This window comes from Arthrobacter sp. FW305-BF8 (genome assembly GCF_021789315.1).
Taxonomy (GTDB): domain Bacteria; phylum Actinomycetota; class Actinomycetes; order Actinomycetales; family Micrococcaceae; genus Arthrobacter.
The window spans coordinates 613,127-626,932 of record NZ_CP084561.1 but is presented as its reverse complement, the minus strand read 5'-3'; the positions used below and the strand labels follow the sequence as shown (position 1 = coordinate 626,932).

13 protein-coding genes are annotated in these 13,806 nt (G+C 66.2%); 3 read left to right on the top strand and 10 right to left on the bottom strand.

Annotation, left to right across the window (positions count from 1 at the left end):
* Nucleotides 1-5: 5 nt before the first annotated feature.
* From LFT45_RS02875 to LFT45_RS02855, 5 genes are all read right to left on the bottom strand, one after another.
* Complete coding sequence (locus LFT45_RS02875; RefSeq protein ID WP_236808913.1) at nt 6-761, bottom strand: CPBP family glutamic-type intramembrane protease; 756 nt, start codon at nt 759-761, stop codon at nt 6-8.
* A 62-nt stretch (nt 762-823) separates the two neighbouring features.
* Nucleotides 824-1,603 (bottom strand): enoyl-CoA hydratase, encoded by a 780-nt coding sequence (locus tag LFT45_RS02870; RefSeq protein WP_236806441.1) that lies wholly within the window; start codon nt 1,601-1,603, stop codon nt 824-826.
* Between the two features lie 56 nt (nt 1,604-1,659).
* The gene (mmsB, locus tag LFT45_RS02865; RefSeq protein WP_236806439.1) at nt 1,660-2,616 is read right to left on the bottom strand and encodes a 3-hydroxyisobutyrate dehydrogenase; all 957 of its coding nucleotides are present in this window, start codon (nt 2,614-2,616) and stop codon (nt 1,660-1,662) included.
* Nucleotides 2,609-3,667 (bottom strand): enoyl-CoA hydratase/isomerase family protein, encoded by a 1,059-nt coding sequence (locus LFT45_RS02860; protein WP_236806438.1) that lies wholly within the window; start codon nt 3,665-3,667, stop codon nt 2,609-2,611. The genes mmsB and LFT45_RS02860 overlap by 8 nt, the downstream gene beginning before the upstream one ends.
* A complete protein-coding gene (locus tag LFT45_RS02855) occupies nt 3,667-5,166 on the bottom strand; it encodes a CoA-acylating methylmalonate-semialdehyde dehydrogenase (RefSeq protein ID WP_236806435.1) in 1,500 nt (499 codons plus the stop codon). The genes LFT45_RS02860 and LFT45_RS02855 overlap by 1 nt, the downstream gene beginning before the upstream one ends.
* 195 nt (nt 5,167-5,361) lie before the next feature.
* On the opposite strand from LFT45_RS02855, the gene LFT45_RS02850 reads away from it, so the two are divergent.
* Both LFT45_RS02850 and LFT45_RS02845 read left to right on the top strand, forming a co-directional pair.
* Nucleotides 5,362-6,168: an exodeoxyribonuclease III gene (locus LFT45_RS02850; RefSeq protein WP_236806433.1), complete on the top strand. Its 807-nt coding sequence runs from the start codon at nt 5,362-5,364 to the stop codon at nt 6,166-6,168.
* Nucleotides 6,169-6,201: 33 nt separating this feature from the next.
* Nucleotides 6,202-7,101 (top strand): hypothetical protein, encoded by a 900-nt coding sequence (locus LFT45_RS02845; RefSeq protein WP_236806431.1) that lies wholly within the window; start codon nt 6,202-6,204, stop codon nt 7,099-7,101.
* 54 nt (nt 7,102-7,155) lie between these two features.
* Here the strand turns inward: LFT45_RS02845 and LFT45_RS02840 are convergent, their stop codons facing one another.
* From LFT45_RS02840 to LFT45_RS02820, 5 genes are all read right to left on the bottom strand, one after another.
* Nucleotides 7,156-8,211, bottom strand: coding sequence for a LacI family DNA-binding transcriptional regulator (locus LFT45_RS02840; RefSeq protein WP_236806430.1), 1,056 nt, complete (start codon nt 8,209-8,211; stop codon nt 7,156-7,158).
* Nucleotides 8,212-8,291: 80 nt separating this feature from the next.
* Nucleotides 8,292-8,555, bottom strand: coding sequence for a hypothetical protein (locus LFT45_RS02835; protein WP_236806429.1), 264 nt, complete (start codon nt 8,553-8,555; stop codon nt 8,292-8,294).
* Nucleotides 8,552-9,451 (bottom strand): carbohydrate ABC transporter permease, encoded by a 900-nt coding sequence (locus LFT45_RS02830; RefSeq protein ID WP_236806428.1) that lies wholly within the window; start codon nt 9,449-9,451, stop codon nt 8,552-8,554. The genes LFT45_RS02835 and LFT45_RS02830 overlap by 4 nt, the downstream gene beginning before the upstream one ends.
* Nucleotides 9,448-10,485 (bottom strand): carbohydrate ABC transporter permease, encoded by a 1,038-nt coding sequence (locus LFT45_RS02825; protein ID WP_236806427.1) that lies wholly within the window; start codon nt 10,483-10,485, stop codon nt 9,448-9,450. Before LFT45_RS02825 ends, LFT45_RS02830 begins: the two co-directional genes overlap by 4 nt.
* Before the next feature lie 7 nt (nt 10,486-10,492).
* Entirely contained in the window at nt 10,493-11,791 is a 1,299-nt protein-coding gene (locus tag LFT45_RS02820; RefSeq protein WP_236806426.1) for an ABC transporter substrate-binding protein, read from the bottom strand.
* Between the two features lie 126 nt (nt 11,792-11,917).
* On the opposite strand from LFT45_RS02820, the gene LFT45_RS02815 reads away from it, so the two are divergent.
* Nucleotides 11,918-13,765 (top strand): glycoside hydrolase family 13 protein, encoded by a 1,848-nt coding sequence (locus LFT45_RS02815; RefSeq protein WP_236806425.1) that lies wholly within the window; start codon nt 11,918-11,920, stop codon nt 13,763-13,765.
* Nucleotides 13,766-13,806: the final 41 nt, after the last annotated feature.

Sequence of the window (13,806 nt, the reverse complement as noted above, 5' to 3'; positions counted from 1 at the left end):
GGGAGTCAGTACAGGAAGATGTCGATCCACGCCCGGTTGTGCGCGTGGAGCAGCACCAGGAACAGCACGAAGTCGAAGAGCAGGTGCACGCTCACGATGTACGAAAGCGACTTGGTCACCGTGAAGATGCGGGCCTGCAGCAGGGCGAAGGGGTAGATGAAGAACGGCGCCCAGGCCTTGAACCCCAGCTCCCACAGGAACGACGTGAACAGGACGGCCTGCAGCAGGTTGGCCTGCCAGTCGGGCAGGTGGCGGCGCAGCAGGGCGAAGCAGGTGCAGATGAAGAACAGCTCATCCCAGATGCCCAGGGCGTTGGTGCCGACGAAGAGCCGCGCGATGCCCTCCGGATCATGCACGGCGGGCCAGTTCGAGTAGACCCCGGTCCGGATCATGTACACGGGCAGCAAGGCGTAGCCGATCACCACGACGGCGGGAAGGTACCACTTCTCCGCACGTGTCCATTTCTGCCCGGTCCGCACCGGAAAGACCACCGCATGCTCTTTGGTCACGAAGCGCGATACAGCATAGGGGATCCCCACGGCCGCGATCATGGCCGAGCCCATGACGAACATATGGGAGGTGCTGACGTCGGTGGTGATGGGCACGGCACTGATGATGGCCACTCCGGCCGCGATCAGCGCGAGGTCGCGGAACAGCAGCCGGTCCACCAAGGCCGCGAGCACGAGCGCTGCAGCGAGCAGGGCATACCCCAACAGGCTCTGCTCCAGCGCGAACAGGACAAAGCCGGCCAGCGAAACCATGGCCGCCGGGACAACGCGCAGGGAAGTCCCCTTCACGGTGCGCTCCCCGGTCAGCCGGGTGCTCACCGGTGCCTGAACTCCGGCTGGCGCTTCTCCGCGAATGCGGCCATGCCTTCCTTCTGGTCCTCCGAGGCGAAGAGCGAATGGAACAGCCGCCGTTCAAACAGCACGCCCTGCGCCAGACCCGTCTCGAAGGCCGCGTTAACGGCTTCCTTGGCCAGCATGGCGGCCGGCTTCGACTTGGACGCGATGACCTCCGCGGCCTTCAGCGCCTCCTCCACGGTGTCCGCGGCAGGCACCACCCGTGCCACCAGGCCTGAGCGCTCCGCCTCGGCCGCGTCGATGAACCGGCCGGTGAGGATCATGTCCATCGCCTTGGCCTTGCCCACGGCGCGGGTGAGCCGCTGGGACCCGCCCATGCCCGGCACCACTCCGAGGTTGATCTCGGGCTGGCCGAACTTGGCGTTGTCGCCGGCGATGATGAAGTCACACATCATGGCCAGCTCGCAGCCGCCGCCCAGCGCGAAGCCGGACACGGCCGCGATCAGCGGAATGCGCAGCCTGGTGAGATCCTCCCACCCGCGGAACCAGTCGGCGTCGTACATCTCCAGGTAGCCCTTGTCCGCCATCTCTTTGATGTCGGCGCCGGCGGCGAAGGCCTTCCCCGAGCCGGTAATCACGACGGCGCCAACGCCGGGATCCGCGTCCATGGCCGAAACCGCCGCCACGAGTTCTTCCAGCGTGGTCCTGTCCAGGGCGTTCAGCGCCTCGGGCCGGTTCAGGGTGACGAGTCCGACGCGCCCGCGGCGCTCCACCAGAATGTTCCCGTACTCGTGCGTCATCCATGCCCCTCACGTGGTTGGTTCGTCCTGAAACTTGATCCGTCCTGAAACTAAGCCTACTGTCCAGACTTGTCCCGGATATCGGTGATGATGCCGGAGAAATCCCGGCCGGCACCGCCTTCAGCGGCGAAGGCGTCGTAAATCTCGGAGGCCAGGGGGCCCATCCGGGCGGCGACGCCGGTGGACTGGAGGGCGTTCAGCGCCAACCGGAGGTCCTTGGCCATCAATGCTCCGGCGAACCCGGGCTGGTAGTCGCGGTTGGCGGGACTGGTGGGCACCGGTCCCGGGACCGGGCAGTTGGTGGTGAGGGCCCAGCACTGGCCCGATGCCGCGGACGCAACATCAAACAAAGCCTGGTGCGTCAGCCCCAGCTTTTCCCCGAGGACGAACGCCTCGCTGACCGCGATCATGGAGACGCCCAGGATGAGGTTGTTGCAGACCTTCGCGGCCTGGCCGGCGCCGTGCTCTCCGCACAGCACCGCGCGTTTGCCCATGACGTCGAACAACGGCCGCACTGTCTCGAAGTCCTCCGGCAGCGCACCCACCATGAACGTCAGGGTGCCGGCCTCCGCCCCCACCACGCCGCCGGAAACGGGTGCGTCCACGGAGCGGTGTCCGGCGTCGAGGGCCAGCCGGGCGGCTTCCCGTGCCTCGTCAACATTGATGGTGGAGCAGTCCAGGAACATGGTGTTCGGCGCAGCGGCCGCCAGCAGGCCCGGCTCCCGGTCGTTGCCCCGGTAAGCGTCCAGCACATGCTGCCCGCTCGGAAACATCGTGAGCACGATCTCGGCTCCGGGGATGGTTTCCGCGGCACTGGCGGCGACGGGGATGCCGTGCCCGCGCGCAGCATCCAGCGCGGCGGGCACCACGTCGAAGCCGATGATGTCATAGCCTGCCTTGACCAGGTTGACCGCCATGGGTCCGCCCATGTGACCCAATCCGAGGAAGGCGACGCGCGGTTTTGCTGTACCAGGCCGGCTTGCTGCTTCAGGCACGGTTGCTTCTTCAGGCATGGTCCGACTCCCTTTCCCACAGAACCAGTTCCCGGTCCCCCAACGGCGCGAAGTACCGCTCGACGTCCTCCGCGTGCACCTCCGGCAGCGTTGCCGGCTGCCACTGCGGGTTGCGATCCTTGTCCACCACCTGCGCCCGGATCCCCTCCCGGAAGTCCGGTCCGGCGAGGCAGCGAAGTCCCACGCGGTATTCCTCGGCGAGCGCCTGGTCGAGCGTCAGCCCGCGCGACCGGCGGAGCGAGGCCAGGGTCACCTTGACGGCCGTGGGCGACTTCGCCTCGATGGTGTCCGCGGCGGCCGCTGCTTCCCCGCCCGCCGCACGCAGCCGCCGGACGATTTCCTCGGCGTCGTCCACTGAATAGCAGGAGTCGATCCAGTCCCGCTGCGCCTCCAGCGCCGAGGCGGGCGGCTTTTCGGCAAAGCGTACGACGGCGGCCTCCGCATTTTCGTCTTCCAGCGCCACCGCGAGGTCCGCGAGGCTGCCGGACGGGACAAAGTAATCGGCGAGCCCCAGGAACAGCGCATCCGTACCGCTCAGGTGGGCGCCGGTGAGGGCGGCATGGGTACCCGCCTCCCCCGGTGAGCGTGATAGCAGGAGGGTCCCGCCGACGTCGGGCACGAACCCGATGGTGGTCTCCGGCATCCCGGTCCGCGTGCGCTCGGTGACGATGCGCAGGGAGCCGTGCGCGGAGATGCCCACGCCGCCGCCCAGCACCAGTCCGTCCATGAAGGCGACGTACGGCTTGGGGAACCGTTCGATCAGTGAGTTCAGCCGGTATTCGTCCGCCCAGAAGCCGGCCGTTTCGTCGCCGCCGGCGAGGATGTCACGGTAGATGGCCACGATGTCCCCGCCCGCGCACAAACCGCGGTCGCCGGCGCCCTGGACCAGCACGGTGGCAACGCTATCGTCACCTGCCCAGGCAGTGAGTTGCTCCAGCGCGGCGGTGACCATGCCGGCCGTAAGCGCATTGACCGCTTTGGGCCGGTTGAGCGTGACCACCCCCAGCTTGCCCCGTTGTTCGAACAGCACCTGTTGTTCAGGTTCAGTCATCAGCTTCCTTCCGGCATGATGAAGCTGGCGCCCTGCCGGATACCGGAGGGCCAGCGCGAGGTCACGGTCTTGGTCTTGGTGTAGAAGCGGAAGGCGTCGGCCCCGTGCTGGTTGAGGTCACCGAACCCGGACGCCTTCCAGCCGCCGAAGGTGTAGTAGGCAATGGGCACCGGGATGGGGACGTTGATGCCCACCATGCCCACCTGCACCCGGCTGGCGAAGTCCCGGGCGGCGTCGCCGTCGCGGGTGAAGATGGCCACGCCGTTCCCGAACTCGTTCTCGCTGCAGAGCCGCAGCGCCTCGTCGTAGTCGGACGCGCGGAGGACGCTGAGCACCGGGCCGAAGATCTCCTCACGGTAGATCTTCATGTCCTTGGTGACGTTGTCGAACAGCGTGGGCCCCACCCAGAATCCGCCGTCGTAGCCGTCCACGGCCAGGCCTCGGCCATCGACCAGGAGCGAGGCGCCCTCCTCCGCGCCGGACTTGATGTAGCCCTCGATCCGCTCCTTGGCCGCGGGCGTCACCACCGGCCCGAAGTCTGAGTCCTTGGCCAGGCTGTGCCCCACCTTGAGGGACTTGATCCGCTCCTGCAGCCGTGCCACCAGGCTGTTCGCGGTCTCCTCTCCCACCGGAACGGCAACGGACACTGCCATGCAGCGTTCACCGGCCGACCCGTAGCCGGCGCCGATCAGGGCATCGGCGGCCATGTCCAGGTCCGCGTCCGGCATGATCACCATGTGGTTCTTGGCGCCGCCGAAGCACTGCGCCCGCTTGCCGTGGGCCGCCGCCGTGGCATAGATGTACTGGGCGATCGGGGTGGAGCCGACGAAGCCGATGGCCTGCACGCGCTCGTCCTCGAGCAGCGCGTCCACGGCTTCCTTGTCGCCGTTGACCACGTTGAAAACGCCGTCCGGCACCCCCGCCTCGGAGTAGAGCTCAGCCAGGCGCAGCGGCACTGACGGATCGCGTTCGGACGGCTTGAGGATGAACGCGTTGCCTGCCGCGAGCGCCGGCCCGGATTTCCACAGCGGGATCATCGCGGGGAAGTTGAAGGGCGTGATGCCGGCAACCACGCCCAGCGGCTGGCGCATGGAGTGCACGTCGATGCCCGCGCCGGCGTCGTCGGAGAATTCGCCCTTGAGCAGGTGCGGGGCGCCGGCGGCGAACTCCACCACCTCGATGCCGCGCTGGATATCGCCGCGGGCATCGGCCAGGGTCTTCCCGTGTTCCGAGGACAGGAGGGCGGCGAGCTCGTCCATATGCTCGTTCACGAGGTCCACGAATTTGAGCAGGATGCGGCCGCGCCGCTGGGCATTCATGGCGCCCCACTCCGGCTGGGCTTTCTCGGCGTTCGCGACGGCGTTCCGGACTTCTTCCGCGCCCGCCAGCGGCACCTTCGCCTGGACCTCGCCGGTACAGGGATCAAAAACGTCGCCGTACCGGCCGGACGTGCCGTCTACCCGCCGGCCGCCAATGTAGTGGGAAAGTTCGCGAACCATGGATGCTCCTTTGCATGACCCCGGTCATCTTTGGTGCTGAATCTACTCGGACTTCCTACTAAATTCCAGAGTCCGGCAGGTGAGGTTGCCAGCAGCACGGACGCGGTTCGAACGCGGTTCGGGTACGGTTCGGGTGGAAGCGTGCCGTCATCCGCCGGGAGTCCCATCCGCGTCCAAGTTCGGTAAGTTAGGACTGTGAAGATAGCTACCTGGAATGTGAACTCGCTGCGTGCCCGTGCCGACCGTGTGGAGGCGTGGCTGCAGCGCTCCGACTGTGACGTCCTGGCCATCCAGGAAACCAAGTGCAAGGACGACAACTTTCCGTGGGAGCTCTTCGAGCGCATGGGCTACGAGGTGGCACACTATGGCGTCAACCAGTGGAACGGTGTGGCCATCGCATCGCGGGTGGGCCTGGACGACGTCGAACGCGGCTTCACCGACCAGCCGCATTTCGGCAAGGCGGGCAAGGATCCCGTCCAGGAAGCACGCGCCATGGCCGCTACCTGCGGCGGAGTCCGGGTGTGGAGCCTCTACGTCCCCAACGGCCGCTCCCTCGACGACGAGCACATGCCCTACAAGCTCAAGTGGCTTGATTCCCTGAAGAACCACGCGGCCGGATGGATCTCTGAGGACCCGTCCAAGCAGGTCGCGCTGATGGGCGACTGGAACATCGCCCCCACGGACGACGACGTCTGGGACATCGACCTGTTCCTCACCCAGGGCTACACCCACGTCAGCGAACCGGAGCGGGCCGCGTTCCACGCCTTCGAGTCGGTGGGCTACTCCGACGTCGTGCGCCCCCACACCCCGGGCCCGGGCGTTTATACGTATTGGGACTACACCCAGCTGCGTTTCCCCAAGAAGGAGGGCATGCGGATCGACTTCGTGCTCGCCTCGCCGGCCCTCGCCTCGCGCGTTTCCGGCGCGTCAATCGACCGCGAGGAACGCAAGGGAAAGGGCGCGTCCGACCACGCACCGGTGATTGTGGAACTGACCGACTGATGGAGGCTGACGGCTGATGACAGGCAGGCATTCATGACGGGCAACCTCTACCGGGGCCAGGCCGGGCTCCCGTTTTCCTCCACGCTGCGCGTCTATGAACCGCTGGACGCGTTTCCCGAGGATCAGCAGGCCGCCATCAAGTCAGCCGGTGAGCGGGCGGTGTCCCGCGCCGCCGTCGAAAACGCGGAGCTACTGGCTTCCCTGGGGCGGATCACCCGCCCGGGCGGCGATCCATTCCCCACCGGCCGGACCGACCTGGTGCGCGTCACCCGCGCCCCGGGGATCCCCGTGGAGGATCCCGGCACGGACAGCGCCGAGGAGGAAACAGCCGACGGCGTCGCGCTGCTTTACTGCCCCAGCCAGCTGGTGCTTCGGGCCGGGTTGGCGGCAAATGCCCTGATCGAGGGCATCCACGGGCCCCTGGCCGAACTGCTGATTCCCGAGGAGCAGCGGGACCGGCACCAGGAACGCATCGATCTGGTCAACGCGCGCGACGGCATCACCAGGGTGCACACCCGGGCCTCCACCTGGGGCATCCCCTTCAGCTGGTTCTCGCTGTTCCTCGAGTCCGACCCGCAGGACGTCGTGGAGGCCGGCGGCAGGATCCTCACCGTGCGCGTGTGGGCGCCCATCTCGGATGCTCTCGACAGGGTGCGCTACGCAGTGGCGAACCTGGCGCTCGCCGCTCCTGACCTTGACATGCTGGACGACCTCACGCAGCTCACCGAATGGCTGGAGCTCTTCCACGCGGACTCCATGGTGGAACTGGACTACGGCGCAGTGGCGGACAAGGTCTACCCCGATGACTCCCCCATGGACGTGCGGCTGGGGATCGAGTGCCTCGCGGAGGGTGACATGACGGGCGCGGCCGCCGCTTACCGCCGGCTGGCTTCCCGCTGGATCCCGATTCGCCAACTGGCCCGGGCCTCGTAACCCGCACGCTTCCCCGCCCGGCACCCTGCTCTTTCAAGGGCGTGAGCTGCGCTCCTAGGCGGACCTGGGCGGCGCCGTCGTGCGTCTGACGATCAGACGGTGCGGCGCGACGGAGGACCGCACCGAACCGGGGATCCCCAGGAGTTCGTCGAGCAGCATCTTGGTGCCAAGCTCGGCTTGCTCGTCGGGCCGCTGCCCCACAGTGGTGAGGCCGATCGCGTCGGAGAAATCGTGGTCGTCTATGCCGATCACGGACAGGTCCTCGGGCACCCGGACGCCGACGCGGTTCGCTTCGAAAATGACACCCATGGCCATTTCATCTGAGGCACAGAAGATGGCGGTGGGTTTCTCGCCTGGCTGGGCCCAGAGCCGCCGGAATGCCTCCTGGCCGCTGCGGACGGTGAAGTCGCCCCACTCGTCCCACTCGGGACGGACTTCCAGGCCGGCAGCTGTCATGACGTCCTGGAAGGCCAGGATGCGGACCCGGGGAACATCGAAGTTGAGGTCGGTTTCATCGTCCCCATGCAGCAGCGCGATGTCCCGGTGGCCGAGTTCGATCAGGTGCTTGACGGCGGTGGAGGCTGCCGCGTAGTCGTCGATGCCGATGTAGGCACATTCCTCCACGTGGCCGCCCACCACCACCAGCGGGATGTCGATCTTCTGCAGGTGCTCCAGCTCGTCCCGGGTCAGCGCCATACACAAAACCAGGAGGGCGTCGATCTGCTTGTAGACCATGGTCTTGCTGAAGAGCCGCTCGCGGTGGCTGCCGTGGCCGCCCAGGTTGAAGAGTGAAAGGTTGTACTGCCGGGCATGGAGTTCGCGGTCCGCGCCCTCGATGGCCTTGGAGAAAAACCACCGGCTCACAAACGGGGCCAGCACGCCAATCGTTTTGGTGCGTCCCGTGGCGAGGCCGGACGCGGAGGATGAGGCGACGTAGCCCAGCGCCGCCGCCACCTCCAGGATTTTTTCCCGGGTGGCCGGCGAAACCCGGGGCAGTCCCCGTACGGCGCGTGACACGGTCGCCGTGGAAACTCCCGCGGCCGCGGCCACGTCCTCGATACTGACTCCTGAGTGGCCACCGCGCTGTGCCCTTTCAGTAGTGCGCGCCACGATGTCCTCTCTAAGTCCTCATGCAGATTTCCGCCACGCCGTTCTCCCGGCGGCAAGAATCCATTTTAGTCCCGCAGGTTCTACTTCCGGCGCGTGGCCGTGCGGGCGGGAAGGCGCCTGCGGAGCCTGACCATGCCGTACAGTGCCAGCAGTGTGGCCAGCAGCCCCAGCGCCCAGAAGACGGCGGGCTGTGCCGTCACCTCCATCCAGACGGTGACGACGAGCAGCACCACGGCCCAGAAGCCAAGGAATCCGATGATGATGTCGAAGTCCTCGCCGGAGCGGACGCGCTTGTGCGCGGCCGCTTCCGGCTTCCGGTTCTGTGGTGCTGCTCCGTGCGTCACTTGACAGCGCCCGCCGTCAGGCCGGCCACGATCTTGCGCTGGAACACCAGCACCAGGATGACCAGCGGAATGGTGACGATGGTGCCGGCGGCCATGATGGCCGTGTACGGGATCTGGTTTGGCTGGGCCCCGGCAAAGTTGGCGATTGCCACGGTCACCGGCTGGGTCGCGTCGCTGGAGAGCTGGCTGGCGATGAGGAATTCATTCCACGAGGAGATGAAGGCCAGGATCGCCGTGGTGAAGATGGCCGGTGCGGCGAGGGGCATGATCACCTTCCGGAAGGCCTGCCCCTGCGTGCAGCCGTCCACCCGGGCCGACTCCTCCAGCTCCCATGGCATCTCCCGGAAGAAGGAGGTCATGGTGTAGACGGTCAGCGGCAGCACGAACGAAATGTTCGGGATGATCAGCGCCTGGTAGGTGCCCATCCAGCCGATGTTGGTGAACAGCTGGAACAGCGGGGTGATCAGGGCAACGCCGGGGAACATGGAGGCCCCCAGGATGAAGCCGAGCACCAGGAACTTGCCCCGGAAGTTCAGCCGGGCCAGTGCATACGCCGCGAAAACACCGATGATCAGGGATATCAGCGTGACGACGACGCCGATGAAGATGCTGTTCAGCAGGGCCTGGCCGAACCGGTTCCCGAAGGAGGTGTCGAACGCAGTCCTGAAGTTGTCCAGCGTGACGTGGGTGGGCAGGATCGAGGTGTCGTAGGTGAAGCCCACCTCGCGGAATGCCGTCACCACCATCCAGTACGCCGGTGCCAGGCACCAGATCAGGATGACGGCGGCGCTGATGTAGGTCCTGCCCTGCGCCCACCGTTCCTTGTTCTGAGCCTTTCGGCGGCCTCGGTCCTGCTCCGCGCGCAGGGATGCTGCGGAGGATGTCGCGGCGGTCATTTCTTCCCCTTACCGGTGGCGCCGCTCTGTTCAACAACGTTTGCCCCCAAGAACCGGACAAAGATGAACGCGACAAGAAAGATGATGATGAAGGTGATGGTCGACAACGCCGCGGCGGCATTGAACCCTTGTCTAATCTGGTTGATCACCAGGATGGACAGGGTAGTGGTGTTGTTCGCACCGCCCGTCAGGATGTACGGGAGGTCGAACATGCGCAGCGCGTCCAGGGTGCGGAACAGGATGGCCACCATGAGGGCGGGCTTCACCAGTGGCAGCGTAATCAGCCGGAAGCGCTGCCAGGCGGTGGCACCGTCGACCTTGGCGGCCTCATAAACCTCGGCCGGGATCATCTGGAGTCCGGCGAGGATCAGCAACGCCATGAAGGGTGTGGTCTTCCAGACATCTGCGATGACCACTGCCCACTTCGCCGGCCATTCGCTGCCGGTCCAAAGGATCGAGGTGTTGAACAGCTTGTTGGCAATGCCTTCGAAGGCGAAGATGAAAAACCAGAGCTTTGCAGTGACGGCGGTGGGAATGGCCCACGGCACCAGCACGGCAGCGCGGACCATGCTCCGGCCTTTGAAGGTGCGGGCCATGATCATTGCCATCCAGAAACCCAGGACGGTCTCGAAGGCCACGGTTACCACGGTGAAGAAGAAGGTTGTGGCCGTGGCAGACCAGAACTGCGAACCGAGCGTGCCGGGCGGGCAAGCAACGGTTCCGCCGGCCGGGGCGGAGCACTGCTGGGCAATCCAGTTGACGTAGTTCTGAACGCCGGCCGGCCCACCTGCGGTGAAGAGGCCGGTGGCCGGATCAAGGCCGGCATCCTTTTGGAAGGACATCACGATTGCGCTGATGATCGGGTAAACGATCACCACGGCAAGGGCGATGATGGTGGGGGCCAGGAGCCATGTGGCCCACTTGCCCTGACTGAGAATCTTGTTGTCCTCACCCACGCCCTTGGGGCCGTGGTGGACCGGGGTGCCGCCCGACGCCGGTGCCTTGACCGGCGTCGGGCCTACTTCGGTTGCCATGGCAGAACTACGATCCTGCACCGGCGGATTCGATGGACTTCTGCATGTCAGACAGTGCAGTGTCCACGGGCTTTTCACCCTTGATGGCTGAGTACGCGTTCTCCTGGATCGCCTTGGTCACTGCCGGGTAGAACGGGGTGACCGGGCGCGGCACGGCGTTCTCGATGGAGGTCTTCAGGACGGGCAGGTACGGCAGCTTCTTCACCAGGGTGGCGTCAGTGTAAAGGCTGCCCAGCACGGGAGCCAGCGAACCCTGCGTGGCGTAGAACTTCTCGGTCTCTTCGGACGTCATGAACTTCAGGAAGTCCAGGGCAGTTGCCTTGTTCTTGGAGTAGACGCTGACAGCCAGGCTGTGGCCGCCCAGCGAGGAGGCGCCGGGGCCGTCCTTGCCCGGGATCGGTGCGATGCCCAGCTTGTCCTTCACCTTGGATGATCCTTCGGTGGTGGCCAGGTTGTAGACGTAGGGCCAGTTGCGCAGGAAGAGGAGCTTTCCGTCCTGGAAGGCCTGGCGGCTCTGCTCCTCCTGGAAGGTGATGCCTTCCTTCGGGATGTTGCCGTCAGCGTAGGCCTTGGCCAGGTTCTCCAGGCCAGCCTTGGCCTGGTCGGTGTTCAGGCTGGGCTTGCCGTCCGCGTCCAGGACGGAACCGCCGGCGGAGTTGATGGCCTCCGACGCGTTGACGGTCAGGCCCTCGTACTTGCTGAACTGGCCGCCGTAGCAGCCGATCTTGTTCTCCTTGGCGATGGAGCACATGCCCATCATTTCATCCCACGTTTTCGGCGCGGTGGGGACCAGGTCCTTGCGGTAGTACAGCAGGGCGCCGTCGGAGGTCTGCGGGGCTGCGTACAGCGTTCCCTTGTAGGTGGCGCTGTCGACGGTCGGCTTCAGCATGGCGCTGGTATCGAAGGCCATCTTGTCCTTCAGCGGCTGAAGCCATCCCTTGGCCGCGAACTCCGCGGTCCAGACGACGTCAACGTCCACGACGTCGTAGCTGGCATCCTTGGCCTGGAAGTGCTGCACGATGTCATCGTGCTGCTGGTCAGCCTGGTCCGTCTGCTCCTTGAAGGTCACCTTCTCGTTCGGGTGGGCGGCGTTCCACTTCTCGATCAGCGGGCGGACGACGTTGCTGTTGTCCTTGCCCTGAACGTAGGTGATGGGGCCGCGGCCGTCGAGGTTGTTGGCGGCGTCACCGCCCCCGGCACCGCCACCTCCGCCCGTGGTGCCGCCCCCGCCGCCGCCACAGGCGGACAGGGTCAGTGCGAGCACGCCGGCAGTGGCGACCGGGAGTAAGAACTTAGGGGTTTTCATTGGCTGGAGACTCCTCGCTGAGTGACATGGAAATCATTCGTGCGGTTGATGTGGTGACTGTCACACTAGTAACGTTGCCCGAAGATATGCAAGCGTTTACACCTAATTGTTACCGGAGAGGCAACCATGAGTCACCGCCCGATCAGCACGCCAGCTTCCGAGACGACCGCGTGGTGGGCCCATGCAGCTGTCTACCAGATCTATCCGCGTTCCTTTTCCGATGGGAACGGTGACGGCATGGGTGACCTGCCCGGTGTCACGGCACGCCTGCCCTACCTGCAGCAGCTCGGGGTCGACGCCGTCTGGCTTTCGCCGTTCTACCGGTCGCCGCAGGCGGATGGCGGCTACGATGTCGCCGATTACCGGCAGGTGGACCCGGCCTTCGGTACGCTGGCCGACTTCGACGCCATGCTGGAGGACGCCCACGCCCGCGGGCTGAAGGTGATCGTCGACCTGGTCCCGAACCACACATCCGATGAACACGTGTGGTTCCAGGAGGCCCTCGCGGCGGAACCCGGCTCCGCCGCCAGGGAGCGTTACATGTTCCGGCCGGGGAAGGACGAGACTGCAGGCTCCGGCGACGGCAACCTCGCGCCGAACAACTGGAAATCCATCTTCGGCGGACCGGCCTGGACGCGGACCACGAACGCCGACGGCTCCCCCGGGGACTGGTACCTGCACCTTTTCGACACGAAGCAGCCGGACCTTAACTGGGAAAACCCCGAGGTCTGGGAGGAGATGCGTTCTGTGCTCCGCTTCTGGTTGGACAGGGGCGTGGACGGCTTCCGGGTGGATGTGGCCCACGGGATGGTGAAGGAGGCCGGGCTTCCGGACTGGGAAGGTGTGGCCGCCATGGTGGAAGGCTCCGCCGACGCCGCCCATGTGACGGATCCCCCGGGCGCCCACGGAGAGGAAGTTGAGCCGCACACAGCGCACGCCCCCGATTGGGACAGCACCGTCGGGGAAACCGCCGAGGGCGCGGAACACGAACCGGTGTCGCCGCTGTATCCGCCATCGCCGTTCTTTGACCAGGACGGCGTCCATGAGATTTACCGGGACTGGAACCGGGTCCTGGCGGGCTACGACGGCGACCGCATGCTGGTGGCCGAGGCGTGGGTTGAACCGGCGGAACGGCTCGCGCGGTACATCCGGCCGGACGAGATGCAGCAGGCCTTCAACTTCGATTTCCTGCTGGCAGGCTGGGACGCCCGGCGGATGGCCGTGGCCATCGAGGATTCCCTCGTAGCTGCCGCCTCCGTGGGGGCACCATCCACCTGGGTCCTGAGCAACCATGACACGGTGCGCCATCCGAGCCGCTTCGGTTTGCAGGATCCCACCACCTTCCCGAAGGGGATTGCCGCCGAGGACGAGCAGCCCGATGCAGCCCTTGGCCTGGCCCGTGCCCGGGCCGCCTCGCTGGTGTCCTTGGCCCTGCCCGGCTCCGCGTACATCTACCAGGGCGAGGAGCTTGGCCTCCCGGAGCACACCACGCTGCCCGCCGAAGCCCGGCAGGATCCGACGTTCTTCCGGACCAACGGCATTGAGCGCGGGCGCGACGGCTGCCGGGTGCCGCTGCCATGGAAATCCGCAGCGCCCGGGTATGGCTTCGCGGAGGCGTCCACTGCGCAGGACCCGGCCGCGCCCTGGCTGCCCCAGCCCGAATCCTTCGAAGATCTGGCCGCGGACCGGCAGGACGGCGTCAAAGGCTCCACACTGGAGCTGTACCGCGCCGCGCTCACCGCACGCCGCAACCACGGCCTGGGGTCCGGCACCTTCTGCTGGGCGGACAACCACAACCCCGGCCTGGGCGTCCTGGCGTTTCACAACCGTGATGTCCTGGTGGTCGCCAACACCGGGGCGGATTCCACGCCGGTCCCCGACGGATACCGGGTGGCGCTGTCGAGCGCTGCAGAATCAGGCGCTGAAGAAGCCGTGGTTGCGCCCAACAGCGCGGCCTACCTGGTGGCCGGATAAGAGGCCCGACGGTTTCTGGCTAACCGGTTCCGGCTAGCCAG